This is a genomic window from Burkholderia multivorans ATCC BAA-247 (assembly GCF_000959525.1).
In the GTDB taxonomy this organism is placed as follows: domain Bacteria; phylum Pseudomonadota; class Gammaproteobacteria; order Burkholderiales; family Burkholderiaceae; genus Burkholderia; species Burkholderia multivorans.
On record NZ_CP009831.1, the window covers coordinates 1,024,108 to 1,048,875 of the forward strand.

Sequence of the window (24,768 nt, forward strand, 5' to 3'; positions counted from 1 at the left end):
GCCCGCACGGGGCACGGCATCCGGCCGGGGACCGGCCACGCGCGTCGCGCACGGCCGGCGTCATGCGTCGGCGACGCGGCGTTACACGTAGTCCTTGTACTTGTCGAGGATGCGGACCGGCTTCGACAGCGCATCGCGGCGGAACGGATCGCCGAGTTCGCGCGTGCACATGATCTCGATGATCGTCGTCTTGCCCTCGTTCATCTGCATGTCGATCGCGCGCTTCAGGGCCGGGCCGACGTCCTCGAGACGATCGACGACGATCCCTTCGGCACCCATCGCACGCGCGATCGCCGCGAAGCTCTGGTTGTCGAGCTCGCCCGCGACGAAGCGACGGTTGTAGAAGTCGACCTGGTTCTTCTTCTCGGCGCCCCACTGGCGGTTGTGGAACACGACGGCCGTGACCGGAATGTTGTGACGCACGCAGGTCATCGTCTCCATCAGGCTCATGCCCCATGCGCCGTCACCCGCATACGACACGGCCGGGCGGTGCGGCGCGGCGACCTTCGCGCCGATGATCGTCGGGAACGCGTAGCCGCAGTTGCCCCAGCTCATCGCCGCGAAGAAGCTGCGCGGCTTGTTGAAGCGCAGATAGCTGTTCGCGACCGAGTTGATGTTGCCGATGTCGGTGGACACCATCACGTCCTCGGGCATCGCCTTCTCGAGCTCGCGCAGCACCTGGCGCGGATGCAGATACTGGCCGCCGTTGAAGGTCTTCTCGTGCTTCTGCTCCTCGATCATGTCGAGGCTGAACGCGTCGCGCTCGTGCGTCCATTCGTCGAGTTCCTTCTCCCACGCGGCCTTCTCGGTTGCGATCTGGTCGGCGCGTTCGCCGCGCGTCGCGTCGCATGCGAGCGTGCGGCCCGCGAGACGCTGCGTGAGCGCGACCGCGGCTGCTTTCGCATCGCCGCAGATGCCGACCGAGATCTTCTTCACGAGACCGAGCATCTTGTGATCGGCGTCGATCTGGATGATCTTCGCGTCCTTCGGCCAGTAGTCGAGCCCGTGCTGCGGCAGCGTGCCGAACGGCCCGAGCCGCGAGCCGAGCGCGATCACGACGTCCGCGCGCGACAGCAGCTTCATCGCGGCCTTCGAGCCCTGGTAGCCGAGCGGGCCGCACCACAGCGGATGATTCGCCGGGAACGAGTCGTTGTGCAGGTAGCTGTTGACGACCGGCGCGCCGAGCCGTTCGGCGAGCGCCTTGCATTCCTCGACCGCGTCTGCCATCACGACGCCGCCGCCCGAGATGATCACGGGGAATTTCGCCTGCGCGATCAGTTCGGCCGCATCGTTCAGGCTTTGCTCGCCGCCGGGGCCGCGATCGAGCTTGCGCGGCTGCGGAATCTCGACCTTGATCTTGCCGTAGAAGTAGTCGCGCGGAATGTTGAGCTGCGTCGGCCCCATCTCGGCCTGCGCGCGGTCGAAGCAGCGCGCGGTGAATTCGGCCATGCGCGCCGGGTGCATGACGTGACCCTGGTACTTCGTGAATTCCTGGAACATCGGCAGCTGGTTCGCTTCCTGGAAGCCGCCGAGGCCGATGCCCATCGTGCCGGCTTCCGGCGTGACGATCACGACCGGGCTGTGCGCCCAGTACGCGGCCGCGATGGCGGTGACGCAGTTGCTGATGCCGGGGCCGTTCTGGCCGATCACGACGCCGTGGCGGCCCGAGACGCGCGCATAGCCGTCGGCCATGTGGCCGGCGCCCTGTTCGTGCACGACCGGGATCAAGCGGATTCCGGCCGGCGCAAAGATGTCCATCGCGTCCATGAACGCGGAGCCCATGATGCCGAACATGTCGGTCACGCCGTTCGCGGCCAGGGTCTCGACGAAGGCTTCGGACGGCGTCATGTCCTGCGGGCCGCTGGACGACGCGCGCTGGGAAGAGGTGTGTTCGCTCATGGGTGTCTCCGAGATTGTTCAATTAACGGAACATCATGTTCCGGATACTAGTTTCAGGCGAAGCCGGGTCAAGCGATTCCGCTGTCGGCTCGGCAATATGGAATGAAATGAAATGATTCGTTTCAAATTCGCGGATCAAGCCGGCTGCTTCGGGCGCTCCTTGCGGAACGCGCGCTTGACGGCGATGAGGCCGTCGCGGAATTCGAACAGGTCGCAGCCTTCGGCCTCGATGCGCCAGCCTTCCGCATGCGTGCCGGTGAATACCCATTCGGACACGCCGCGATTGCCGGTCACGTAGTGGCGGCCGCGGCCCCAGTGCGCGTCGGGGAAGGTCTTGAACACCGCTTCGAACGCGGCGCGCACGGCGTCGCGGCCGACGGAGCGCGTGCCGTGCACGTCCGGGCCGCCGGCTGCGTCGAACACGCAGTCCTCGGTCATGAAGCCCATCAGCGCATTCGCGTCGTGTCGGTTGAACGCGTCGGAAAAGGCCGCGAGCGTGGCGGCCGTGACGGCGGCGGGGGCGGTGAGCGTATCTGCCATAACGTGTCTCCTGTCGAGTGATGGGCGGCCGCGCTGCGCTGGCACGCATGCGGCACGCGGTATCGACACGTTAGTGAGCGGCGGTTTTTGACGGTAGCGCCAGTTCGAGGGTTTCGCTTGGGCCAGCGTGCACGCGCGGCCTCGGCGCGTGCGGCGCGGATCGTGCGTGCGTCATGCGTGCCTTATCCGGCTGGACGCTGGCCGTTCACGCACTGCGCCAGCGCCTGCACCCCCGCATCGATCCGCTCCAGCGGAATCGCGGAGAAGCCCATCCGGAAACAGCGGCGCGCATCGGCGTCGTCGTTCATGAAGAACACGTCGCCCGGTTCGATCAGGATGCCGGCCGCCTGCGCGTCGGCCGCGAGGCGCACCGCATCCAGCCACGGCGGGCCTTCGACCCAGCACGACGCGCCACCCGTCACGCGCACGTAGCACGCGTCCGGCAGATGCGCGTCGAGCGCCGCCATCAGCGCCTGCGAGCGCTCGCTGTACGCGTGCGCGAGCCGGCGCAGCAGCGCATCGTGATGACCGAGCGCGAGAAACGTCGCGAACGCGCGCTGGATATACGCGACCGGATGGCGCACCATCAGCCGCCGCAACGCGCGCAGCTCGCGGATCAGCGCGCGCGGACCGACCACGTAGCCGAGCCGCAGCCCCGGCGCGAAGGTCTTCGACAGGCTGCCGACGTAGATCACGCGATCGGCGGTGTCGAGGCTCTTCAGCGCCGGATGCGGCGTGCCCGAGAACGTGTTCTCGCTCTCGTAGTCGTCCTCGATGATCACGAAGTCGTGCTGCCGCGCACGTTCGAGCAGCGCGCGACGGCGTTCGACCGGCATCGTCGCGGTGGTCGGACACTGATGGCTCGGCGTCACGTACACGTAGTCGCAGCGGGCGAGTGCCGCATCCTGCTCGTCGGGCGCGATGCCGTTGCCGTCGACGGGCAGCGGCAGCAGCCGCGCGTTGCGGTTTTCGAAGATGTTCCGTGCGTCCGGATAGCCGGGATTCTCGAAGCCGACCGTCGTGTGCTTGCCGCACAGCAGATCCGCGATCAGGTACAGCGCTTGCTGACAGCCGTTCGTCACGACGATCTCGTCCGGCATCGCGAACACGCCGCGGCGCGGCAGCACGCGCGTGCGGATCTGCTGGATCAGCGATTCGTCGTCGCGTTCGATCAGGTCCGGCGCCCAGTTGCGGATCTCCATCACCGACAGCGCCTTCAGGCAGCATTCGCGCCAGTCGTTGGTCGGAAACAGCGACTGGTCGAACTGCCCATAGATGAACGGGAATTCGTAGTGCTGCCAGTTCGCGGGCTTCACGATGTTGCGCTGCCTCGACGGCGGATGCGCGATCCGCTCGTGCCACGCGGGGCGGCCCGCATCGTCGTCGCTGTCCGGCTTCGCTTCGGGCGGCGCCGGCGTGAAGCCCGGCAGCCCTTCGAGCATCTTCGGATTGACGAAGTGGCCGCTGCGCTCGCGCGAGATGAGGTACCCCTCTTCGACGAGCATCTGGTACGCGAGCACGACCGTGTTGCGCGCGACGCCGAGCTGGTCGGCGAGTTCGCGGCTCGACGGCAGCGCGGCGTCCGGCCCAAGCTGACCGTCGAGGATCGCGGCGACGAGCATGCGCCGGATCTGGTCCTGCAGGCTCGTCTTCGACGTCGACGACCGCCGGAACTGCTGCGCCCATAACGCGGTCGGGGTACGGCTCGACATGCTTTCTCCTTCGAACGTGGCGGACACCGCGGCGCATCGCGCGGTCCCGCGGCGGGCGCGCGGTATCGCGAGCATACGCGCGCCGCGACCCAGATGTGGACTCAATGAAAGGCGGCGTCTGGTACTACTGCGCACCGACGTGGCAAGACGATACTGAACTCGTCGCCGCTGCACGATCCGGAAAACTCCCCGGTACGCAGGCGCGGGACGACGCACGCGCGGCGTGCGTCGCGAAAGCGGAGCGGAGGGAGCGTGATGCACGTCGTCGTGTTCAGGGATCGTTGCGCGCGCGTGATGCGCATCGTGTTCGACGATGCGCAGGCGCTGGCGGTCGCGTATCGCGACGACGAAGCGGTCGGCGAGCTAAGCATCGACGACAGTGCGCGTACGCCGCTGCTCGTGCGGCTCTATGTCGAGCCCGCGTACCGGCGCAGCGGCATCGCGCATACGCTGCTCGCGCATGTGTCGCGCGTGCTCGGCGAGCCGATTCGTATCGATACGCACACGCACGGCCGGCCCGATTCGCCGGCATGGACGACGCTGTGCCGCTGCCTCGCGCACGAAGGGATCGTCGTCGTCGACTGACGAACAACGACAGAAAAAGGGAGACCTCATGAGCACGGTGCTGAAGTCGATTCCCGTCGCGGACGCACGGCACGAAGCGTTGCGGATCGACGGGCAACGCGTGTGGCGCGACGCGACGATCGACGTGCGCAACCCCTACGACGGCACGCTCGTCGGCACGGTGCCGAAAGCGACGCTCGACGACGTGCGGCGCGCGTTCGCGGTGGCGCGCGCGTATCGGCCGACGCTCACGCGCCACGAACGCGCGGCGATCCTGCGTCGCGCGGCCGACATCGTGCGTGCGCGCACGGGCGAGATCGCCGCGCTGATCACGGCGGAAGCGGGCTTGTGCATCAAGGATTCGACCTACGAAGCGGGGCGCGTGGCCGACGTGCTGACGTTCGGCGCCGGCGAAGTGCTGAAGGACGACGGGCAGATCTTCTCCTGCGATCTGACGCCGCACGGCAAGAAGCGCCGCGTGTACACGCAGCGCGAGCCGCTGCTCGGCGCGATCTCGGCGATCACGCCGTTCAACCATCCGATGAACCAGGTCGCGCACAAGGTCGTGCCGTCGATCGCGACGAACAACCGGATCGTCGTGAAGCCGTCGGAGAAGGTGCCGCTGTCGTGCTACCTGTTTGCGGACATCCTCTATGAAGCGGGCCTGCCGCCGCAGATGCTGCAGGTGATCACCGGCGACCCGAACGAGATCGCGGACGAGCTTGTGACGAATCCGGCGATCGATCTGATCACGTTCACGGGCGGCGTGTCGATCGGCAAGTCGATCGCATCGCGCATGGGCTATCGGCGTGCCGTGCTCGAGCTCGGCGGCAACGATCCGATCATCGTGATGGAAGATGCCGACCTCGACGAAGCGAGCACGCTTGCGGTGTCGGGCTCGTACAAGAATTCCGGGCAGCGCTGCACCGCGATCAAGCGGATGCTCGTGCACGAGGCGGTGGCCGATCGCTTCACCGAGCTCGTCGTCGAGAAAACGCGCGCGTGGTCGTACGGCAATCCGGCCGATCCGTCGAACGACATGGGCACGGTCATCGACGAAGCGGCCGCGATGTTCTGCGAGTCGCGCGTAAACGATGCGATCGCGCGCGGCGCGCGGCTGCTGGTCGGCAATGTACGCGACGGCGCGCTCTATTCGCCGACGGTCGTCGATCGCGTAACGCCCGACATGTCGCTCGTGAAGTACGAGACGTTCGGGCCCGTGTCGCCGATCATGCGCTTTCGTGACATCGACGAAGCGATCCGGATGTCGAACAGCACCGACTATGCGTTGTCGTCGTCGATCTGCACCAACCGCTTCGACTACATCACGCGTTTCATCACCGAACTCGAGGTGGGCAGCGTGAACGTGCGCGAGGTGCCGGGTTATCGGCTCGAACTGACGCCGTTCGGCGGCGTGAAGGATTCGGGGCTCGGCTACAAGGAGGGCGTGCAGGAGGCGATGAAGAGCTTCACGAACGTGAAGACGTATTCGCTGCCGTGGTGAGCGACGCGTGTCGTTCCGCTGCGATCGTCGCGGCTAACAGGATCGATGTTGCATGCGAGCGTGCCGAAGCGGGGCCGGCGTTGCGCGATCGTCGATTCTTGACGCGTGAGGCACTGCGCGCGATCGCATGCGTGCAGCATCGCGCCACCCGACATCGGCGCGACGCGCACGCATCGCGCGGAGACGAAGTTAGCTCAACCCCACGCGCTTGCCGACCCACCGGCCGAAATCGCGCACCATGTCGGCCGTCAGTTCGTGTCCGGCCGCATAGCGCCGCGTGTCGTGCGCGACGCCGAGCGCAGTCAATTTCGCGTCGGCCGTTTCGGCCCACGTGACGGGCAGCTTGTCGTCCGCGTCGCCGTGCAGGATCAGCGCGTGCAGCGAACGCAGTGCGTCGCGCGGCGCGATCAGCGGATCGATCTCGGGCAGGATGCGTCCGCAGAGCACCGCGAAGCCGACGACGTCGGCCGGCGACGTGAGCGCGACGCTCGCGCTCATGATGCCGCCCTGGCTGAAGCCGGCGATCACGGTCGGCAGCGCGGCATCCGCGCCGTCCTGCGCGCGGAACGCGTGCAGCAGCGCGATCAGTTTCAGGCGGCTCGCGTTCGCGCGCGCGGGATCGATCTCAGGGCCGTTCGGCCCGAAGCGCACCGGAAACCATGCATGCTGGCCGGGACCGAAGCCGAGCGGCGCGCGCAGGAACGCGATCTCGATGCGCGGGTCGATCGCGTCGGCGACGTGCAGCAGGTTCGTTTCGTTGCCGCCCACGCCGTGCAGCAGCAACAGGCGCGCGGCCGGGCGCGTGCCGGTTGCGGCGCGCAGCCGATACTGCAGGCCGGATTCGGGATCGGTGGTCAGCGGCAGAACGTCGGTCATCGTGAGCTTCCGGAACAGGACGAAGCTGACAGTCTAGTGCGTCGCGGTGCGCGCGTGAACGCGCGCGGCGGAACGAGTCCGTTTCTTTTCCCGCATGAGTGGCCTCGCGCACATCGACGACGTGGGGGCGTGACGACGTGCCGCCCATTGGACGACCGACGCGCCGTAGATAAAAAACCGCGCGATAATCGGTATTCGGGAATGCGAAAACGTTTGCCGATAATCGAAGAATCGATTTTCGATCGATTATCGATGAGTCATTGAACCGCGCCATACCGCAAGCGACGTGCGGCGCGCAGCGCCTTTGCCCGACACGGAAGGGCGAAAGTTAACGGCAATCCGCCGAAAATCTTTAGCGTTTTTGATCGCAATAAATCATTGCATTTTCGTCGATGACGGATCGATTTTGCGTCATCAGACAGTCATATACCTTCCCCGATAATTCGGCGCTCACATTCTTTCAACAGACCAGAGCGCGAGTGAAATCGAATCGCGGCGGGGAGCAGTTCACATGACCATTCGTCATCGCATTACGTTGCTGGTTGTTCTGACGTTCGTCGCGTTGTCCGCGATCGGCGTCTATGCCGTGTACCAGACGCGCAAGAGCGCATCCGAGGTTCGCCAGGTCACGCAGGGCATCGTGCCGAGCGCACTCGCGTCGGCCGATCTCGTCGCCGACGTGAAGAACATCCAGATCGCGACGATGACGCTCGTGTACGCGCCCGACCCCAACACCGTCGCGCAGGCGGCCGACGAGCTGAAGACGAAGGAGGCCGCATTGCGCGCGGCGCTCGACGCGCAGGCGCGCTCGGCGGTGGGCCGCGCGCAGCAGGGCCTCGTCGCGCAGGCGAAGGACAGCGCCGCGAACTATTTCGCGGCGATCGACGACACCGTGAAGATGAAGACGGCCGGCAAGGCCGAAGTCGCGCAGGCGTACCTGTTCGCGAACGTCGCGCAGTACCGAGACGAACTCGAAAGCATCGTCGACACGCTGCGCGTCGAGAAGAACCGGCAGAAGGACGACGCGATCCTTGCGCTGAACGGCATGCTGTCGACGACGGCGACCGCGATCGGCGGCGTCGCCGGCACGGTCGTCGTGCTGCTGACCGCGCTCGGCTTCGTGCTGTATCGGCAGATCACGCGTCCGCTGAGCCGGATGCAGACGATGATGAGCGAGATCGCGACGAGCCAGGACTTCACGCGGCGCGTGCCGGTCGGCCGGATGGACGAGATTGGCCACTCGATCGTCGCGTTCAACGGGATGATCGAGAAGATCCAGGAGAACGCCGCGCAACTGAAGCAGAAGACGGCCGACATCCAGGCGATGCTGCAGAACATGCAGCAGGGGATTCTGACGGTGGTCGACGGCGGCGTCGTGCATGCCGAATATTCGGCGTACCTCGAGACGATCTTCGAGACGCGCGACATTGCGGGGCGCGACCTGATGGCGCTCGTGTTCGACGATTCCGACCTCGGTTCGGACGCGCGCTCGCAGGTCGAGGCGGCCGTGCACGCGTGCCTCGGCGAGGACAGCATGAACTTCGCATTCAACGAGCATCTGCTCGTAAACGAAGTCGCGAAACGGATGCCGGACGGCCGTCACAAGTGGCTCGATCTGAGCTGGTCGGCGATCACCGACGAGAGCGATACCGTCGTGCGGCTGATGCTATGCGTGCGCGACGTGACCGAGATTCGCGAGCTGACCGCGCAGGCCGGCGAGCAGCAGCGCCGCCTCGAGATGATCGGCGAGATTCTCGCGATCAGCCAGGAAAAGTTCCACGACTTCGTGCACAGCGCGAAGGGCTTTCTCAGCGAGAACGAGCGGATGATCCGGCAGCACGAGCGCGCGGATCACTCGGTCGTCGCCGCGCTGTTCCGCAACATGCATACGATCAAGGGCAACGCGCGCACGTACAGCCTGCAGCATCTGACCAACATCGTGCACGAAGCCGAGCAGGCGTACGAATCGCTGCGCCGCGCGGACAGCGGCCCCGAATGGAACCGCGACGCGCTGATGGAAGATCTTGCGCGCGTGCGCGAAGCCATCGATCACTACGCGACGATCAACGCCGTCACGCTCGGCCGCAGCGGCGGCCCGGCCGACGGCGCGCCGGCCGATTATCTGATGGTCGAGCGTGCGCATATCAGCGAAAGCCTGCGGATGCTCGATCGCGCCGACCCGGCAAACGCGGCCGACTGGCGCGCGGCGCGCGATGCGGTGCGCCGGATGCTGAGTCAGCTCGGCACGCAGGGGATCGGCGACGCGCTCGGCGGCGTGATCGAATCGCTGCCGTCGCTCGCGACCGAACTCGGCAAGCCGGCGCCCGTCGTGCACATCGACAGCCGCGGCTGGCGCGTGCGCAGCGAGATCGCGCCGACGCTGAAGAACGTCTTCATGCACCTGATGCGCAATGCGATCGATCACGGGATCGAGACGTCCGACGAGCGCCGTGCGGCCGGCAAGCCGGCGGCGGGCACGATCGACGTCGCGGTCGACGTCGATGCAGAGGCGCTGCGCTTCGTGCTGCGCGACGACGGCCGTGGGCTCGCGCTCGAGCGCATTCGCGCGATCGCGCACGAACGCGGCTGGCTCGATGCGGATGCGCCCGCGCTGTCGGACGAGGCGGTCGCCGAACTGATCTTCCGGCCGGGCTTCTCCACCGCGCGCGCGGTGACCGAGGTATCGGGGCGTGGCGTCGGAATGGACGCGGTGCGTAACTTCCTGAAGCGCGATGGCGGCGACATCGTGCTGCGCTTTACCGACGCGTGCGTCGGCGCGCCGTATCGTGCGTTCGAGACGATCGTGTCGCTGCCCGCACGCTTCGCGGCGGACGGCCACGCGCACGGCGACGGACACGCGGCCGACGCCGCACGGCAGCCGGCCGACGCCGGCATCGGCGCACGCTTCAGTACCGCGGAGCGATCGTGAGCGTGTGGACGATCGCGATCGCTGTGGCGCTCGCATCCGGTTTCGTCGTCGTGCTGGCCGCAATCGGCGTGCTCCGCGTGCGCGACGCACGGCGCGTTGCCGCGCTGACCGGCGAAACCGGTGCATTGCGCGCCGCGCTCGCCGCGGCCGACGCGCGCGCCGACGAAGCGACCGCAGCGCATGCGGACGCGGCGGCCGCATGGGCGGAGCGCGAAGCGCAGCTCGAGGACGCGCTCGCGCGCGCGCGTGCCGAATGCGACGCGCAGCGTGACGCCTGCCGTACGCTCGCCGCCGAACGCGACACGCTCGCGCAGCACGCGACGAAGATCGCCGACGAAGCGGCGCGCCTGCGCGGGCTCGCGGGCACGTTCGAGCGCTGGCACGAGCAGATGATCTCGCTGACCGCGCAGAACCAGGACATGCGCATGAAGAACCAGGAGCTGTCGGCGATCGTCGCGCACGTGTCGATCGTGTCGCTCAATGCGTCGATCGAAGCCGCGCGTGCGGGCGCCGCGGGCCGCGGCTTCTCGATCGTCGCGAGCGAGGTGCGCGGGCTCGCCGCGCGCTCGCAGCAATTGTCGAACAGCTATCGCGACAGCCTGAACCGCAACGATCTCGTGACGGCCGCGACGTTCCAGGACATTCAGGCCGGCGGCAAGATGATCACGGCCGCGCTCGCGACGGTCGAGACGCTGGCCGGCCAGCTGCGCGCCCGACTCGACGGAGCGGCCGCGTGATCAGCGCACAGGCGAAGGCCGGTTTCGAGCGGATCTTCTTCGACGCCGCGCGCACGCGGCTCGCCGCCGACAGCGCGTGCGACATCCGCCCCGTCGCGCACGATGCAGGCGATGCTTCGAGCGCGTCTACGCCCCCGTCCGCGTCGCGCCCGACGCCACGCCCGAACGCGCGCGCGGCCGAGCACCTTGCCGTGCTGACGATTTCCGCGCTGCATTTCCGGCTGCTGCTCGCGCTGAATTTTCGCGACGACGAAGCGACACGCCGCCATTTCGCGTCCGCGATGCAGACGGGCGGTGCACAGCGGCCGTTGCCGGAAGCGTTCATGGAGATTGCGAATCTGTGTTGCGGGGCGATCAACCAGGCGCTGACGGCGGCGTTCCCCGATCTCGGGATGTCGACGCCGTATCTGCTGCACGGCGCGAGCGTCGACTATCTGGCCGCGCTTCGCCCGGACCACATGGCCGCCTACGACGTGACGCTCGACGGCGACGTGCGGATCGGCGCGACGCTCTGCGTCTGCGCGAACGCGCCGGTCGACTTCCACGTGCCGGAAACGGCCGCCGCGGTAGACGCCGGCGGCGCGCTCGAACTGTTCTGACCGGCCCCGACGAACCCCGCGCGCGTGCCGCGCGATCGAACCCGAGGATTTCGCGAGATGACCGAAGACCAACCCGTCAGCAAGGTGCTGGTGCTCGAAGACAGCCGCGCGCATGCAGACGCGATCAAGCGCTTTTGCGACGAACATCATCTGGTCGGGCTGACCGTGCGACGCAACCGGCTGCTGCAGGTGCTGCGCTCGAACATCGACCTCGGCGCGATCCTGCTCGCCGAAGACTACGGCGGTTCGCCGGCCGAGAGCGCGATCGTCGCGACGCAGATCGACGCGCTGCGCCCGGAGTTGCCGATCATCCTGCGCCGCACGTCGCTCGCGTCGCGCGAGGGGCTGCCGGAGGCGCTCGCCCGCGTCGCCTGCGCCGCGTACGTCGCGGACGACATGACGCCGCTGCGCCGCGCGATCGACGAATACCTGTTCAGCCGCGACTACCCGAACGCGCTCGTGCGCGGCATCTCGGAGATCACCGAGGCGCGGCTCGACACGCTGTTTCCGGGCATGACGATCGAGCGCGACACGCCGTGCATCGTGCGCGACCAGATCATCTTCGGCGAGGTGTTCAGCCTGATCGCGCTGGAAAGCGCGTGGTGCCGCGGCTACATGCTGCTGCAGACGAGCGAGCAGCCGCTGCTCGACATGATCGGCAGCGTGCATCGCGACCGGGCGCCGGACTTTCGCGACGTCAACGGCGTGCTCGGCGAACTGACGAACCTCGTCTGGGGCGCGTTCAAGAACCGCTACCTCGGCGACGCCGACGCGCTCGCGCGTCATCCGGTGCAGGTGCCGCTCGTCGTCAATCACAAGCAGAAGTTCATCTCGTTCGGCGGCGACTGTCCGCAGCTCTGTTTCAAGTACCGGATGACGGACCCGTCGAGCGGCCGCGCGGTGCAGATCGATCAGCGCTTCGTGTTCAGTCTCAGCTGGTCGCCGGAGGATTTCCGCGAGCAGGTGCCGGACGTCGGGCCGATGGTCGAGTCGGGCGAACTCGAACTGTTTTGAAGTCAGCAACACACGAAAGGGGAATACCGCATGGCAAAGATTCTGGTGGTCGACGATTCGGGCACGGTGCGCGACGAGGTCGCGGGCTTTCTGCGCAATCACGGGCTCGACGTCGCGACGGCGGTCGACGGCAAGGACGGGCTCGCGAAGCTGCGCACGACGCCGGGCGTGCGGCTCGTGATCAGCGACGTCAACATGCCGAACATGGACGGGCTGACGATGGTCGAGAAGATCCGCGGCGAGCTCGCGAATACGTCGGTCAACGTCGTGATGCTGACGACCGAAAGCAGCCCGGCGATGAAGGAGCGCGGCAAGGCCGCGGGCGTGAAGGGCTGGATCGTGAAGCCGTTCAAGGGCGATGCGGTGCTCGATGCGCTAAAGAAGCTCGCGAGCTGAGCGCGGCGTCGCGCGGCGCCGCCGGCGACTGGACGGCGCGCCGAATGTGGAGGACCATTTGACCGTCTTCGTCTGTCGATGCCGGAGCGAATCCGGCCGAACCTCGTCGAGCGGAACATCATGGAACCCGATCACGCGACTTCCGAGCCGATCCTGTTGCGCGACATGCGCGACGGCGTCGTCACGCTGCGGCTGAACCGGCCGCAGCAGTTCAATGCCTTGTCCGAAGCGATGCTGGCCAGCCTGCGGGACGCATTCGATTCGCTGGCGGCCGACGCGCGCGTGCGCTGCGTCGTGCTGGCCGCCGAAGGCAAGGCGTTCTGCGCGGGGCACGACCTGCGCGAGATGCGCAGCAAGCCGGATCTCGACTATTACCGCACGCTGTTCGCGCAATGCAGCCGCGTGATGCTCGCGATGCGCGCGCTGCCGGTGCCGGTGATCGCGCGCGTGCACGGGATCGCGACGGCGGCCGGCTGCCAGCTCGTCGCCGCCTGCGATCTCGCGATCGCCGCCGACACCGCGCGCTTCGCGGTGTCCGGCATCAACGTCGGGCTGTTCTGCTCGACGCCGGCCGTCGCGCTGAGCCGCAACGTATCGGCCAAGCGCGCGTTCGACATGCTCGTGACCGGGCGCTTCGTCGATGCGGCGACGGCCGCCGCGTGGGGCCTCGTCAACGAGGCCGTGCCGGCCGATGCGCTCGACGCGGCGGTCGCGCGCAAGGTTGCGGAGATCGTCGCGAAGAGCCCGGCCGCGGTGCGCTACGGCAAGCAGATGTTCTACCGGCAGCGCGAATTGCCGCTCGACGACGCGTATGCGTACGCGGGCGACGTGATGGCGCGCAACATGATGGAAGAGGATGCCGGCGAGGGCATCGATGCGTTCCTGGAAAAGCGCGCGCCGACCTGGCGCGCGTAGCGGGGCGGCGGGCACTGCGCCGCGGTCGGCGCGGCGCTGACCGGAACGCGGCGGCGCGGCCGCCGCGCGTTCAGCGCCCGTAGCTGCCGGTGCGCAGCGCGGGCTGGAGCGTCGACGCGCCCGGCGGCACGATCGCGACCGGCACGCGGCGCGCGAGCGCGCACATCAGCTCGTAGCCGATCGTGCCGCTCGCTTCGGCCACGTCGTCCACCTTCACCTGGTCGCCCCACAGCTCGACGCTCGAGCCGATCCCCGCGTTCGGGCACGGCGTGAGGTCGACCGTCAGCATGTCCATCGACACGCGGCCGACGACGCGCGTGAGCACGCCGTCCACCGCGATCGGCGTGCCGGTCGGCGCGTGACGCGGATAGCCGTCCGCGTAGCCGCACGCGACGACGCCGATCCGCATCGGCCGCTCGGCCGTGAAACGGCGGCCGTAGCCGACCGTCTCGCCGGCCGCGAGCGACTGCACGCCGATGATCTTGCTCGTCAGCGTCATCGCGGCCATCAGCGGCGTATCGGCGATGTGCCGCGACGCGCCGGTCGGCGAGGCGCCGTACAGGATCGTGCCGGGCCGCACCCAGTCGCGGTGCGCGCGCGGATGCCAGAGCACGGCGGCCGAATTCGACAGCGTGCGCTCGCCGGGAATGCCGGCCGTGGCGGCGTCGAACTGCGCGAGCTGCCAGTCGATTTCGCCTTCGTCCGCATTCGCGAAATGCATCATCAGCGTGATCCGGCCGATCGACGGCGCGCTCGCCGCGCGCTCCCACGCGGCGCGGAATGCGTCGGGCCGGTAGCCGAGCCGGTTCATTCCGGAATTCATCTTCAGCTGGATGTCGATCGGCTGCTGCGGCCTGGCCGCGATCAGCAGGTCGAGCTGCTCGTCGCAGTGAACGGCGACCGTCAGCCGATGGCGCTCGACGAGTTCGACGTCGGCCGGCTCGAAGATGCCCTCGAGCAGCAGCACGGGCTTGTCCCAGCCGAGTTCACGCACGCGTACCGCTTCGTCGAGGTCGAGCAGCGCGATGCCGTCGGCGGCCGCGAGGCCCGGGTAGATGCGCTCGATGCCGTGGCCGTATGCGTTGGCCTTCACGACGGCCCATACGCGGGACTGCGCGGCTGTCCGGCGGATGAAGTCGAGGTTGTGGCGGACGGCGTCGGGACGGATATGGGCGACGATGGGACGGGGCATGTCGGGGCTCGTATCGATGGTCTTCGGCACGCGCGGCGGCGCGGGGCTGGCTCGCGCGAGAATGCGTCGAGCCAGTGTCGACCGCTATCTTATTGGTGTTCGACCAGTTTTAATTAACGTTTTTATCGCGGATTTGGTAGAAGTTTATGGTTCGCGCGACCGTCGCACGGCCATGACGCCCGAGTCTGCCGTCTAGAAAACCGGTGCACGACCGGCGCGCCGCAATGCTAAGCTCTCGCGACCTTGTCATTGATCAATGTAACCATAAGGAGGAGACGAAGATGACGACCTCGCAGCTATGCCTGTTCATCGTCGCGCTGTTGCCGTTCCCGATGACGATGCTCGCGAAGGCGCGCAAGGGCTATGACAATCACGCGCCGCGCGAGTACCTCGCAAAGCTTGAAGGCTGGCGTGCGCGAGCGCAGGCCGCGCACCAGAACGCGTGGGAAGCGCTCGCGCTGTTTACGGCCGCGCTCGTGGTCGCGTGGCATAACGGCGCGAACGCGCAGCACGTCGACCGGCTCGCGATCGCGTTCGTCGCGATCCGGATCGTCTATGCGCTGATGTATCTGCTGAACTGGGCGTCGCTGCGCTCGCTCGTCTGGTTCGCGGGCATGGTCTGCATCGTGTCGCTGTTCTTCGCCGGCCCGTGACGGCCGTGCATCGCTGATCGTCGACCGGCGGCGCGCACCGCGAGTGCGGATGCGCGCACGATCGCCGACCGCTTCCCCTCGGCGCGCGCGTCGCCGATGCGCGCGCCCGAATCTTGGCGCGACGTGCCGACGACGGCCGTCGCCGCTTCCGTTGACCCGCCCCGCAACGTCCTGCCGTGCCGACTGCATCGCGTCGGTCGCGCGCACGTCCTTTCCTCCGCCGCCACGCGTCGTCTCCGGCCGCGTCGCACCCGTCCGGGTTCGTCTCGATGCAAATGCATGCTGCGCACTCTTTTGTTGTCGTTGTATTGCTGTTGACAACATATGTTGTATCGATATCTAATTGCGCATCGCATGTTGTGATGCCGGCCGACGTGGTCGTTCGTGCCGGCCCGCGGCCGGCGCCTCGCTCGATCATGCGGAGAAGGCGACCCGATCGACCGGCCGCCGATGCCGCGGCTGAAGGAGTTTCTCAAATACGTGTCCTGAACCTCTGACCGATACGATATGCCGCTTACCGTTTCTCCCGTCATCGCCGGCACGCCGTTCGGCATCGGCGTGCGCCTCGGCGAGCTCGCGCGCCCGGTGTTCGACGCGTACATGCAGCAAAGCCGCGCATGGGCGGCCGTGCGCCGCTGGCGCGGCCACCCGTTCGTCGATGCGCTGCGGCAGGCCGCGCTCGCCGCCTATCCCGATCTCGTCGCGGAGCTCGACGGGATCGCGGCTGGCGTCGGCTGGCACGCCGACGACATCTTCCTCTGGAATTGCCGCGGCGAACTGATCCACAACGCGCCGGACGGCTGCACGACGCTCACCGCGCGCGGCGCCGGCGGCACGCGCTGGATCGCGCACAACGAGGACGGCGATCCGTTCCTGCGCGAGCGCTGCCTGCTCGTCGACGTGAAGCCGCACGGCAAGCCGGGCTTCGTCAGCTTCTACTACCCCGGTTCGCTGCCGGGCCATACCTTCGCGGCGAACCGCGCCGGCATCGCGCAGGCGATCAACAATCTGCGGATCCGCACGCCGGCCGTCGGCGTACCGCGCATGATCCTCGCCCGCGCCGTGCTCGACGCGACGTCGCTCGACGCGGCGCTCGACGTGCTGCGCACGCACGCGCGCGCGAGCGGCTTTCATCACACGCTCGGCGCGACCGGCGATGCGCGACTGATGAGCGTCGAAGCGAGCGTCGCACGCTGCTCCGCGATCGACGTCGCGCAGCGCGCCGGCCACGCGAATTATCTCGTGCATCGCGGCAGCGAAGCGGAACTGCAGATCGTGACGCAATCGTCCGACGATCGCCAGCGGCGCGTCGACGTGCTGCTGCCCGAACTCGACGCGATCGACGAAGCGGCGTTGCGGCGTGTGCTCGCCGACCGCGCGCCGCACGGGCTGCCCATCTATCGCGACGATCCGGCCGATCCCGACGACGAAAACACGCTTGCGACGGCGGTGTTCGCGATCGGCGCGTCGTCGATCGATTTCACGATTCATCAGCACGGCGCCGCGTGTTACGCGACGCGCATCGTGCCCGACGCACGCGCGCACGACGCGCACTGAACCATGAGGCAACGCATGACGACCGTTTTCCATCGCGCGCCGCGCGCCACCTTGCCCGTCGCCGTGGCCGGCGACGGCATCGAGATCATCGATTCGACCGGCAAACGTTACATCGACGCCTGCGGCGGCGCGGCCGTCTCGTGTCTCGGTCACAGCAACCAGCGCGTGATCGACGCGATCAAGCGGCAGGTACAGCAACTGCCGTATGCGCATACGTCGTTCTTCACGACCGACGCGGCCGAGGAACTCGCCGACCGGCTCGTCGCCGCGGCGCCGGCCGGCCTCGAACACGTGTACTTCGTGTCGGGCGGCTCCGAGGCGATCGAGGCCGCGCTGAAGCTCGCGCGACAGTATTTCGTCGAGAAGGGCGAGCCGCAGCGTCGCCACTTCATCGCGCGCCGGCAGAGCTATCACGGCAACACGCTCGGCGCGCTCGCAATCGGTGGCAATGCGTGGCGGCGCGAGCCGTTCCTGCCGCTGCTGATCGAAGCGCATCACGTGAGCCCGTGTTACGCGTACCGCGAACAGCGCGCCGATGAAACCGAGGAGGCGTTCGCGCAGCGCCTCGCCGACGAACTCGAAGGCAGGATCGTCGAGCTCGGCGCGGAAAACGTCGCGGCGTTCGTCGCGGAGACGGTGGTCGGCGCGACGGCCGGCGCGGTGCCGCCGGTGCGCACGTACCTGAAGAAGATCCGTGCCGTGTGCGACAAGTACGGCGTGCTGCTGATTCTCGACGAGATCATGTCGGGGATGGGGCGCACCGGCTATCTGTTCGCCTGCGAAGAGGACGGCGTCGCGCCCGATCTGCTGACGATCGCGAAGGGGCTGGGCGCCGGCTATCAGCCGATCGGCGCGACGCTCGTCAGCGACCGCATCTACCGGACGATCGTCGACGGATCGGGCTTCTTCCAGCACGGTCACACGTATCTCGGCCATGCGACCGCGTGCGCGGCCGCGCTCGAAGTGCAGCGCGTAATCGCCGAAGACAATCTGCTCGACAACGTGCGCGCGCGCGGCGAGCAGTTGCGCGCGGCACTGCGTGCGCGTTACGACGCGCATCCGCATGTCGGCGACGTGCGCGGCCGCGGCCTGTTCGTCGGCGTCGAACTCGTGCGCGATCGCGACAGCAAGACGACGTTCGATCCCGCGCTGAAGCTGCATGCGACGATCAAGCGCGAGGCGATGCAGCGCGGTTTGATGGTGTATCCGATGGGCGGTACGATCGACGGGCGCCACGGCGACCACATCCTGATCGCGCCGCCGTTCATCTGCACCGCGCAGCAGATCGACGCGATCGTCGAGCGGCTGTCGGACGCGATCGACGCGGCGCTGGCCGCCGCGCGCGCATGACGACGCCCGCACGCACACGTTGCGGCGCTTGCCGCGTTCACCTTTTCATCGACCGTCGATCGTGATGACAGACAGACTGCCTCCATTCGATGCCGCCACCGCGTCCGACGCGCAGAAGGCGGTGCTCGCCGAGATCCTGAACGGCCCGCGCGGCAACCTGAACGGGCCGTTTCTCGGCTGGATCGCGAGCCCCGAACTCGCGCAGCATGCCCAGCGCCTCGGCGCGTTCTGCCGCTACCGGACCGGGCTGCCGCTGCGGCTGTCCGAGCTCGCGATTCTCGTGACGGCCGCGCGCTGGCGCTCGCAGGCGGAGTGGCACATCCACTATCCGATCGCGCTCGACGCCGGCGTGCCGGCGGCGACGGCCGACGCGATCCGCCGCGGCGTCGAGCCGCCGTTCGAGTCGGACGACGACGCGCTGATCCATGCGTTCGCGACCGAGCTGTACGACACGCGGCGCGTGAGCGACGCGACGTTCGCGCGCGCACAGGCGCGCTTCGGGCACGCGGTCGTCGTCAATCTCGTCGCGCTGCTCGGCTACTACGCGCTCGTCGCGATGACGCTCAATACGTTCGATATGCGCGCGGACGGACAAACTGAATTGCCGTTTCCGGAATAATCTGCCCGCCCGCGCGCCGGCGCGGCCGCGCGCGGGTTTGCGCGCGTGCCGCGGCGCACGCGTGACAGCGCAAGAAATTTTCTCCGTCATTAGAATGCCGTCAACTGGCTTACGGGGAATCGGAAATGCGTTGGCTCCTGTTGATCGTCTTTCTCGCGTGCGTCGTCTACACGCATCGACGGGGCAGGGTGCGACACCGGTTTTTCCGCCAACTGTCCGATCATTCGACGTTCACCGCGCCGCTGAACTGCTTTTCGTATGCGTTTTCGGCGGTGCCGACGACACCGTTCATCGACACGCGTCATTTTCCGGAACTCGAGGCGCTGCGACGCGAATGGCGCACGTTCCGCGGCGAGGCGATTGCGTTGCGCGACGCGAGCCGCATCAAGGCGTCGGACGCATACAACGACATCGGCTTCAATTCATTTTTTCGCCGCGGCTGGAAGCGCTTCTATCTGAAGTGGTACGACGCGCCGCATCCGTCCGCGCAGGCGCTGTGTCCGCGGTCGGTCGAGATCCTGTCGCGCTTTCCGTCGATCAAGGCGGCGATGTTCGCGTCGCTGCCGCCGGGCGGCACGCTCGGGCTCCATCGCGATCCGTACGCGGGCGCGCTGCGCTACCACCTCGGGCTCGATACGCCGAACGACGACGCGTGCCGGATCGTCGTCGACGGCGAGCCGTACGCGTGGCGCGACGGCGAAGCGGTGATGTTCGACGAGACGTATCTGCACTGGGCCGAGAACCGCACCGAGCACGACCGGATCATCCTGTTCTGCGATATCGACCGGCCGATGAAATTCCGCTGGGCCCAGTGGATCAACGATGCGTTCGGGCAGCTGCTGATGCGCGCGGCCGCGTCGCCGAACGAGACCGGCGACCGCACGGGCGGACTCAATCGCGCGTTCCGCTATCTGTATATGATTCGGCTCGCCGGCAAGCGGCTGAAGGCGTGGAATCGCACGGTCTACTACATCGTCAAATGGGCGCTGTTCGGCGGCATCGCCGTCGCGATCTTCTGGCTCTGAAAGTAGGCCGCGGCCGATCCGTCCGACGATCGGCCCGAGATGCAACCAAATGTATTCGTCCGCGATGGCGCGGCGGCGCTCGAGTATGATGGCTTGTTCACGTCGTTCCGTCGGTGAGCAAGCATGACGAGTACCCGTAAGACCCTGATGATTGCCGGTGGGCTGCTGGTCGCCGCAGCGGCCACCGGATACGTGATGTTGCTGCGCGCGGATCATCGCGCGATCGCCGAGGCCGGCTTGGCGGATTCGTCCGCGCCTGGGCCCGCGCCCGCACCCGCGATTGCCACGCCGCCTGCAGACGACAGCCATACCGCGCAAGGCGCGATCGCGCCGCCCGTCGCGAAGGCCTCGAGCGCCGCGCACCCGACCCTTTCCGCTTCCTCCGCACCCGCGGCGATCGCGCCGGCGCCCGCCGTTGCCGCGGCGCCGCCCGCGCCTGCGCCCGCTCCGCCCCGGCCGGCTGCGACGCCATCCGTGAAGGTCGTGACCGTCGACGCGCAGGATGCACCCGCGCCCGCACCGGCGCATGCCGCGCCGCCGCAGCAGCACGCGCGACGCCAACGCGACGGCATCGAGCGCCATGCGGCCGTGAAGCCGGCAACGACGAAGGCGGAAATGAAAGCGGAAACGCCCGAAACGGCCGCGCTCGTCCGCGAATCGGCGAAGCTCGATCCATCGCTGCCGCCGCCGGCGATGCCGGTCGTCGCGACGACCGGCACGGCGCACACGAGCGCCGCGCGCCACGGTGCTTCGTCGGGCGCGAATCCGGTCGCCGCGGCGATGACCGAGCAACTGGTCCGCGAATCGACGAACCTGAGCGCGCCGCCGCGCGACAGCGCACCCGCGAAATAAAAAAGCGCCCCGCACGCTGACCAGCGCATGCGGGGCGAAGAGAGATGCGTTGTGTCGCGCGTCAGGCGGCGACCGCTTCGTCGGCTTGCGGCTGCGCGGCGACAGCCGGCGTCGCGTCCTGGCGGATCAGATGATCGAACGCGCCGAGCGACGCCTTGGCGCCTTCGCCGACCGCGATCACGATCTGCTTGAACGGCACCGTCGTCACGTCGCCGGCCGCGAACACGCCGGGCACCGACGTCGCGCCGCGCGCATCGACGACGATCTCGCCGTGCTTCGACAGCTCGACTGTGCCCTTCAGCCATTCGGTGTTCGGAACGAGTCCGATCTGCACGAACACGCCTTCGAGTTCGATCTTCTTCACTTCGCCCGAGCGACGGTCCGTATACACGAGCCCATTCAGCTTGCTGCCGTCGCCGGTGAGCTCGGTCGTTTGCGCTTCGGTGATGACGGTTACGTTCGGCAGGCTGCGCAGCTTGCGTTGCAGCACTTCGTCGGCGCGCAGCTGCGCGCCGTATTCGATCAGCGTGACTGCCTTCACGATGCCCGCGAGATCGATCGCGGCCTCGACGCCCGAGTTGCCGCCGCCGATCACCGCGACGCGCTTGCCCTTGAACAGCGGGCCGTCGCAGTGCGGGCAGTATGCAACGCCGCGGTTGCGGTATTCGCGTTCGCCGGGCACGCCGATCTCGCGCCAGCGCGCGCCCGTCGCAAGCACGACCGTCCTGGCCTTCAGCACGGCGCCGTTCGCGAGGCGGATCTGATGCACGTCGCCGGGAATCAGCGCTTCGGCGCGCTGCACGTCCATGATGTCGACGTCGTACTGCTTCACGTGCTGTTCGAGCGCAGTCGCGAACTTCGGTCCTTCGGTTTCCTGCACCGACACGAAATTCTCGATCGCCATCGTGTCGAGTACCTGGCCGCCGAAACGTTCGGCGACCACGCCGGTCGCGATGCCCTTGCGCGCGGAGTAGATCGCGGCCGCGGCACCGGCCGGGCCGCCGCCGACGATCAGCGTGTCGAACACCGGCTTGTTCTCGAGCGACTTTGCCGCGCGTGCGCCGGCGCCCGTATCGAGTTTCGCGAGGATTTCCTTCACGCTGCTGCGGCCCTGGCCGAACGATTCGCCGTTCAGGAACATCGTCGGCACCGCCATGATCTGGCGTGCTTCGACTTCGTCCTGGAACAGCGCGCCGTCGATCGCGACGTGACGGATGCGCGGATTGATCAGCGACATCACGTTCAGCGCCTGCACGACTTCCGGGCAGTTCTGGCACGACAGCGAGAAGTACGTCTCGAAGGCATAGTCGCCGTCGAGCGCGCGGATCTGTTCGATCACGTCGTCGTCGAGCTTGATCGGATGGCCGCCCGTCTGCAGCAGCGCGAGCACGAGCGACGTGAATTCATGGCCCATCGGAATGCCAGCGAAGCGGATCCGCGCGGGCTGGCCCGGTTCGCCGATCGAGAACGACGGCGTGCGCGCCTCGTCGTCGCGGCGTTCGATCACGGTGACGCGCGTCGTCAGCGATGCAATCTCGTCGAGCAGCGCACGCAGTTCCTGCGACTTCGCGCTGTCGTCGAGCGATGCGACGAGTTCGATCGGGCGCGTGATTTTTTCGAGGTACGCTTTGAGTTGGGTCTTGAGATTGGCGTCGAGCATGGCGTTTCGGATTCCGTAGCGAAGGTTCCGGCCGGGCACTGCATGCCGGAGAAGGGGATGCGGGCCGCGCGATGCGGCGGCCCGCCGTCGCGCGCCTCTGCGGCGCGCGGGGCGATCGTCAGATCTTGCCGATCAGGTCGAGCGACGGGGTCAGCGTTTCCGCGCCCGGCGTCCACTTGGCCGGGCAGACTTCACCCGGATGCGCGGCGATGTATTGCGCGGCCTGCACCTTGCGCAGCAGTTCGCCTGCGTCGCGGCCGATGCCGTTGTCGTGAATCTCGCAGAGCTTGATCTCGCCTTCCGGGTTGATCACGAACGTGCCGCGCAGCGCCATCCCTTCTTCCTCGATCAGCACGTCGAAGTTGCGCGACAGCGTCAGCGTCGGATCGCCGATCATCGGGTACTTGATCTTGCCGATCGTGTCCGACGTGTCGTGCCATGCCTTGTGCGTGAAGTGCGTGTCGGTCGACACTGCGTAGATCTCGACGCCGAGCTTCTGGAATTCCGCGTAGCGGTCGGCGAGATCGCCGAGTTCGGTCGGACACACGAACGTGAAGTCGGCCGGGTAGAACACGACGACGGACCACTTGCCCTTGAAGTTCTCGTCGGACACGGGCACGAATTCGCCGTTGTGGTATGCGGTGGCCTTGAACGGTTTGATCTGCGTGTTGATGATCGGCATCTGGTGTTTCCCTTTGCGTCGGTGATGAATGGAGAGACGCCAGTATCCGGGTTCACCCGCAGTCTGTGAAATTGCTTGTTTTAATCCGCGGCATCGGGAAATTCTATGTGCGGTGCCGGCGAGCGTCGCGGCGAACGGTCGGCCGGCTCGCCGGGGCTGTGTTCGAGGCGATTCAGCCGTCGGCGCGTCGCGGTTCGCACGACCATTCGGCGCGCGCATCGCGCTGATAGTCGATGCCGGACCGCGCGCGATGGCACCACAGACCGAACACGTCGGTGCTGCGTGCCTCGCCGATCCTGGCGACGTGGCGGCCGATGGCGTCGCGAATGACGGCATCGAGCGCGCGGTGTTCCGATTCGGCAATCCGCGTCAGTTCGGCGACGACCGTAGCAGGCAGATTGATTGAGATGCGACGCATTGTCACCCTCCGACTGTAGGACGCTCGTAGAGCGCCAAAGGGCGTGCTGCCCGTTGCTGTGAACGGGCATGCTGCGGCAATGCGAACGGCTATGTCAACCGTGCACTCCCGCCATCTCCCTCAACCATTCCGCGAGCCGCCTCGCGCCGTCCGGCAAGTCCGCGTCCTCGCGCGTGCACAGGTAGTAGTCGCGGCCGTCCTCGAGCGCATGATCGAACAGCTGCACGAGTTCGCCGCTCGCGAGTTCGCGCTCGACGAGCGGCGCGCGCAGCAGCGCGACGCCGAGATCCGCGCGTGCTGCGCTCAATGTGAGCTGCCCGTCCTCGAACATCGGGCCGACCGCGTGCGAGACGTTGCGCACGCCCGCGCCTTGCAGCCAGTTCACCCACGCGCTGCGATCCTCGTCGTGCACGAGCGGCGCATGCGCGAGATCGGCCGGCGTGGAAAACGGCCCGTGGCGCTTCAGGAACGACGGGCTGCACATCGGCATCATCGCGCCCGGCACCAGCCGTTCGCAGCGGTAGCCGGGCCAGTCGCCCGTGCCGAAGCGGATCGACAGATCCGACGCATCGCTGCGGTAGTTGCGGTGGTGCGCGTAGAGCACGGTGACGTCGACGTCCGTGTTCTCCGCAAGAAACGCGTGCAGCCGCGGAATGAACCAGCCGATGCCGAACAGCGGTATCAGGCTGATCGTGATCTGCCGCAGCGACGAACGGTCGCGCACGAAGCGCGTCGCGCTGCGCAGTACCGAGAACGCGGCGCTGATCGACCGGTAGTAGTCGCGTCCTTCGTCGGTCAGCGCGAGCAGCCGGCCGTCGCGTACGGTCAGCGGCGTCTGGATGAACGCTTCCAGCAGCTGCAGCTGATGGCTGACCGCGGACGGCGTGATGTCGAGTTCGGCGGCCGCCGCCGTGACCGAGCCGAGGCGCGCGAACGCCTCGAACGCGCGCACGGCACGCAACGGCGGATCGTCGTGTAACTGTTCGATATTTTTCATGTATCGAATTTTATAGAAAAATCAGGGTAAGCGACAACAATAAAAATGACCATGTTTTCATGGTGTTGGCGTATCGTG

23 protein-coding genes are annotated in these 24,768 nt (G+C 67.4%); 14 read left to right on the forward strand and 9 right to left on the reverse strand.

The genetic code is table 11. From position 1 onward, the window contains the following. Positions 1 to 81: 81 nt before the first annotated feature. The 3 genes from xsc to pdxR form a co-directional block, all read right to left on the reverse strand. Positions 82 to 1,899 carry a sulfoacetaldehyde acetyltransferase gene (gene xsc, locus NP80_RS06860; RefSeq protein WP_006410150.1) on the reverse strand — a complete coding sequence of 606 codons (1,818 nt, stop codon included), beginning with the start codon at positions 1,897 to 1,899 and terminating at the stop codon, positions 82 to 84. Positions 1,900 to 2,034: 135 nt separating this feature from the next. Next, positions 2,035 to 2,439: a nuclear transport factor 2 family protein gene (locus tag NP80_RS06865; RefSeq protein ID WP_006410152.1), complete on the reverse strand. Its 405-nt coding sequence runs from the start codon at positions 2,437 to 2,439 to the stop codon at positions 2,035 to 2,037. Positions 2,440 to 2,621: 182 nt separating this feature from the next. Beyond that, complete coding sequence (gene pdxR, locus NP80_RS06875; protein ID WP_006410147.1) at positions 2,622 to 4,151, reverse strand: MocR-like pyridoxine biosynthesis transcription factor PdxR; 1,530 nt, start codon at positions 4,149 to 4,151, stop codon at positions 2,622 to 2,624. A 255-nt stretch (positions 4,152 to 4,406) separates the two neighbouring features. Between pdxR and NP80_RS06880 the strand changes: the two genes are divergently transcribed. Both NP80_RS06880 and phnY read left to right on the forward strand, forming a co-directional pair. Then, the gene (locus NP80_RS06880; protein WP_006403854.1) at positions 4,407 to 4,736 is read left to right on the forward strand and encodes a GNAT family N-acetyltransferase; all 330 of its coding nucleotides are present in this window, start codon (positions 4,407 to 4,409) and stop codon (positions 4,734 to 4,736) included. Between the two features lie 28 nt (positions 4,737 to 4,764). Further along, complete coding sequence (gene phnY, locus NP80_RS06885) at positions 4,765 to 6,219, forward strand: phosphonoacetaldehyde dehydrogenase (protein WP_006410146.1); 1,455 nt, start codon at positions 4,765 to 4,767, stop codon at positions 6,217 to 6,219. A 189-nt stretch (positions 6,220 to 6,408) separates the two neighbouring features. On the opposite strand, the gene NP80_RS06890 is transcribed toward phnY, so the two are convergent. Continuing rightward, a complete protein-coding gene (locus NP80_RS06890) occupies positions 6,409 to 7,095 on the reverse strand; it encodes an alpha/beta hydrolase (protein ID WP_006410151.1) in 687 nt (228 codons plus the stop codon). Positions 7,096 to 7,606: 511 nt separating this feature from the next. Here NP80_RS06890 and NP80_RS06895 point away from each other — a divergent pair. The 6 genes from NP80_RS06895 to NP80_RS06920 all read left to right on the forward strand — a co-directional run bounded on the left by NP80_RS06895 (position 7,607) and on the right by NP80_RS06920 (position 13,685). Next, on the forward strand, positions 7,607 to 10,024 hold the full coding sequence (locus NP80_RS06895) for an MCP four helix bundle domain-containing protein (RefSeq protein ID WP_006410149.1): 2,418 nt from the start codon (positions 7,607 to 7,609) through the stop codon (positions 10,022 to 10,024). Then, complete coding sequence (locus NP80_RS06900) at positions 10,021 to 10,761, forward strand: methyl-accepting chemotaxis protein (protein WP_045593280.1); 741 nt, start codon at positions 10,021 to 10,023, stop codon at positions 10,759 to 10,761. The genes NP80_RS06895 and NP80_RS06900 overlap by 4 nt, the downstream gene beginning before the upstream one ends. Next, positions 10,758 to 11,360 carry a hypothetical protein gene (locus NP80_RS06905; RefSeq protein ID WP_006409692.1) on the forward strand — a complete coding sequence of 201 codons (603 nt, stop codon included), beginning with the start codon at positions 10,758 to 10,760 and terminating at the stop codon, positions 11,358 to 11,360. Before NP80_RS06900 ends, NP80_RS06905 begins: the two co-directional genes overlap by 4 nt. Positions 11,361 to 11,417: 57 nt before the next feature. Continuing rightward, positions 11,418 to 12,374: a chemotaxis protein CheX gene (locus NP80_RS06910; protein WP_035946434.1), complete on the forward strand. Its 957-nt coding sequence runs from the start codon at positions 11,418 to 11,420 to the stop codon at positions 12,372 to 12,374. 30 nt (positions 12,375 to 12,404) lie between these two features. Continuing rightward, positions 12,405 to 12,770, forward strand: coding sequence for a response regulator (locus tag NP80_RS06915; protein WP_006399794.1), 366 nt, complete (start codon positions 12,405 to 12,407; stop codon positions 12,768 to 12,770). 120 nt (positions 12,771 to 12,890) lie between these two features. After that, complete coding sequence (locus NP80_RS06920) at positions 12,891 to 13,685, forward strand: enoyl-CoA hydratase (RefSeq protein WP_170933584.1); 795 nt, start codon at positions 12,891 to 12,893, stop codon at positions 13,683 to 13,685. 70 nt (positions 13,686 to 13,755) lie between these two features. On the opposite strand, the gene alr is transcribed toward NP80_RS06920, so the two are convergent. Then, positions 13,756 to 14,877 carry an alanine racemase gene (gene alr / locus NP80_RS06925; protein WP_045593283.1) on the reverse strand — a complete coding sequence of 374 codons (1,122 nt, stop codon included), beginning with the start codon at positions 14,875 to 14,877 and terminating at the stop codon, positions 13,756 to 13,758. Positions 14,878 to 15,158: 281 nt separating this feature from the next. Between alr and NP80_RS06930 the strand changes: the two genes are divergently transcribed. From NP80_RS06930 to NP80_RS06955, 6 genes are all read left to right on the forward strand, one after another. Then, positions 15,159 to 15,530, forward strand: coding sequence for an MAPEG family protein (locus tag NP80_RS06930; protein ID WP_006403843.1), 372 nt, complete (start codon positions 15,159 to 15,161; stop codon positions 15,528 to 15,530). Between the two features lie 507 nt (positions 15,531 to 16,037). Next, positions 16,038 to 17,087, forward strand: a complete 1,050-nt coding sequence (locus NP80_RS06935) for a C45 family autoproteolytic acyltransferase/hydrolase (protein ID WP_006409354.1) — start codon at positions 16,038 to 16,040, stop codon at positions 17,085 to 17,087. Between the two features lie 15 nt (positions 17,088 to 17,102). After that, positions 17,103 to 18,437, forward strand: a complete 1,335-nt coding sequence (locus NP80_RS06940) for an aspartate aminotransferase family protein (protein ID WP_006409353.1) — start codon at positions 17,103 to 17,105, stop codon at positions 18,435 to 18,437. A gap of 64 nt (positions 18,438 to 18,501) precedes the next feature. After that, complete coding sequence (locus NP80_RS06945; protein ID WP_035946135.1) at positions 18,502 to 19,056, forward strand: carboxymuconolactone decarboxylase family protein; 555 nt, start codon at positions 18,502 to 18,504, stop codon at positions 19,054 to 19,056. Between the two features lie 125 nt (positions 19,057 to 19,181). After that, positions 19,182 to 20,081 (forward strand): lipid A hydroxylase LpxO, encoded by a 900-nt coding sequence (lpxO, locus tag NP80_RS06950; protein WP_006409355.1) that lies wholly within the window; start codon positions 19,182 to 19,184, stop codon positions 20,079 to 20,081. 123 nt (positions 20,082 to 20,204) lie between these two features. Next, positions 20,205 to 20,933 (forward strand): hypothetical protein, encoded by a 729-nt coding sequence (locus NP80_RS06955; protein ID WP_172488733.1) that lies wholly within the window; start codon positions 20,205 to 20,207, stop codon positions 20,931 to 20,933. Positions 20,934 to 20,994: 61 nt separating this feature from the next. Here NP80_RS06955 and ahpF read toward each other — a convergent pair whose 3' ends face one another. The 4 genes from ahpF to NP80_RS06975 form a co-directional block, all read right to left on the reverse strand. Continuing rightward, positions 20,995 to 22,593 (reverse strand): alkyl hydroperoxide reductase subunit F, encoded by a 1,599-nt coding sequence (gene ahpF, locus NP80_RS06960; protein WP_006409866.1) that lies wholly within the window; start codon positions 22,591 to 22,593, stop codon positions 20,995 to 20,997. Positions 22,594 to 22,711: 118 nt separating this feature from the next. Next, positions 22,712 to 23,275, reverse strand: coding sequence for an alkyl hydroperoxide reductase subunit C (gene ahpC / locus NP80_RS06965; protein WP_006399806.1), 564 nt, complete (start codon positions 23,273 to 23,275; stop codon positions 22,712 to 22,714). A 172-nt stretch (positions 23,276 to 23,447) separates the two neighbouring features. Next, complete coding sequence (locus NP80_RS06970; RefSeq protein ID WP_006403834.1) at positions 23,448 to 23,693, reverse strand: hypothetical protein; 246 nt, start codon at positions 23,691 to 23,693, stop codon at positions 23,448 to 23,450. Positions 23,694 to 23,787: 94 nt separating this feature from the next. Next, the gene (locus tag NP80_RS06975; protein ID WP_006403833.1) at positions 23,788 to 24,690 is read right to left on the reverse strand and encodes a LysR substrate-binding domain-containing protein; all 903 of its coding nucleotides are present in this window, start codon (positions 24,688 to 24,690) and stop codon (positions 23,788 to 23,790) included. Positions 24,691 to 24,768 lie beyond the last annotated feature (78 nt).

Excerpts from the sequence above, each read along its gene's own strand:
- NP80_RS06865 (WP_006410152.1), bottom strand. The coding sequence starts at position 2,439 with ATGGCAGATACGCTCACCGCCCCCGCCGCCGTCACGGCCGCCACGCTC.
- NP80_RS06970 (WP_006403834.1), bottom strand. The coding sequence starts at position 23,693 with ATGCGTCGCATCTCAATCAATCTGCCTGCTACGGTCGTCGCCGAACTG.
- NP80_RS06880 (WP_006403854.1), top strand. The coding sequence starts at position 4,407 with ATGCACGTCGTCGTGTTCAGGGATCGTTGCGCGCGCGTGATGCGCATC.
- NP80_RS06940 (WP_006409353.1), top strand. The coding sequence starts at position 17,103 with ATGACGACCGTTTTCCATCGCGCGCCGCGCGCCACCTTGCCCGTCGCC.
- pdxR (WP_006410147.1), bottom strand. The coding sequence starts at position 4,151 with ATGTCGAGCCGTACCCCGACCGCGTTATGGGCGCAGCAGTTCCGGCGG.
- ahpC (WP_006399806.1), bottom strand. The coding sequence starts at position 23,275 with ATGCCGATCATCAACACGCAGATCAAACCGTTCAAGGCCACCGCATAC.
- alr (WP_045593283.1), bottom strand. The coding sequence starts at position 14,877 with ATGCCCCGTCCCATCGTCGCCCATATCCGTCCCGACGCCGTCCGCCAC.
- NP80_RS06890 (WP_006410151.1), bottom strand. The coding sequence starts at position 7,095 with ATGACCGACGTTCTGCCGCTGACCACCGATCCCGAATCCGGCCTGCAG.
- NP80_RS06915 (WP_006399794.1), top strand. The coding sequence starts at position 12,405 with ATGGCAAAGATTCTGGTGGTCGACGATTCGGGCACGGTGCGCGACGAG.
- NP80_RS06945 (WP_035946135.1), top strand. The coding sequence starts at position 18,502 with ATGACAGACAGACTGCCTCCATTCGATGCCGCCACCGCGTCCGACGCG.
- ahpF (WP_006409866.1), bottom strand. The coding sequence starts at position 22,593 with ATGCTCGACGCCAATCTCAAGACCCAACTCAAAGCGTACCTCGAAAAA.
- NP80_RS06975 (WP_006403833.1), bottom strand. The coding sequence starts at position 24,690 with ATGAAAAATATCGAACAGTTACACGACGATCCGCCGTTGCGTGCCGTG.
- NP80_RS06895 (WP_006410149.1), top strand. The coding sequence starts at position 7,607 with ATGACCATTCGTCATCGCATTACGTTGCTGGTTGTTCTGACGTTCGTC.
- lpxO (WP_006409355.1), top strand. The coding sequence starts at position 19,182 with ATGCGTTGGCTCCTGTTGATCGTCTTTCTCGCGTGCGTCGTCTACACG.
- NP80_RS06935 (WP_006409354.1), top strand. The coding sequence starts at position 16,038 with ATGCCGCTTACCGTTTCTCCCGTCATCGCCGGCACGCCGTTCGGCATC.
- NP80_RS06930 (WP_006403843.1), top strand. The coding sequence starts at position 15,159 with ATGACGACCTCGCAGCTATGCCTGTTCATCGTCGCGCTGTTGCCGTTC.
- xsc (WP_006410150.1), bottom strand. The coding sequence starts at position 1,899 with ATGAGCGAACACACCTCTTCCCAGCGCGCGTCGTCCAGCGGCCCGCAG.
- phnY (WP_006410146.1), top strand. The coding sequence starts at position 4,765 with ATGAGCACGGTGCTGAAGTCGATTCCCGTCGCGGACGCACGGCACGAA.
- NP80_RS06920 (WP_170933584.1), top strand. The coding sequence starts at position 12,891 with ATGGAACCCGATCACGCGACTTCCGAGCCGATCCTGTTGCGCGACATG.
- NP80_RS06910 (WP_035946434.1), top strand. The coding sequence starts at position 11,418 with ATGACCGAAGACCAACCCGTCAGCAAGGTGCTGGTGCTCGAAGACAGC.
- NP80_RS06955 (WP_172488733.1), top strand. The coding sequence starts at position 20,205 with ATGACGAGTACCCGTAAGACCCTGATGATTGCCGGTGGGCTGCTGGTC.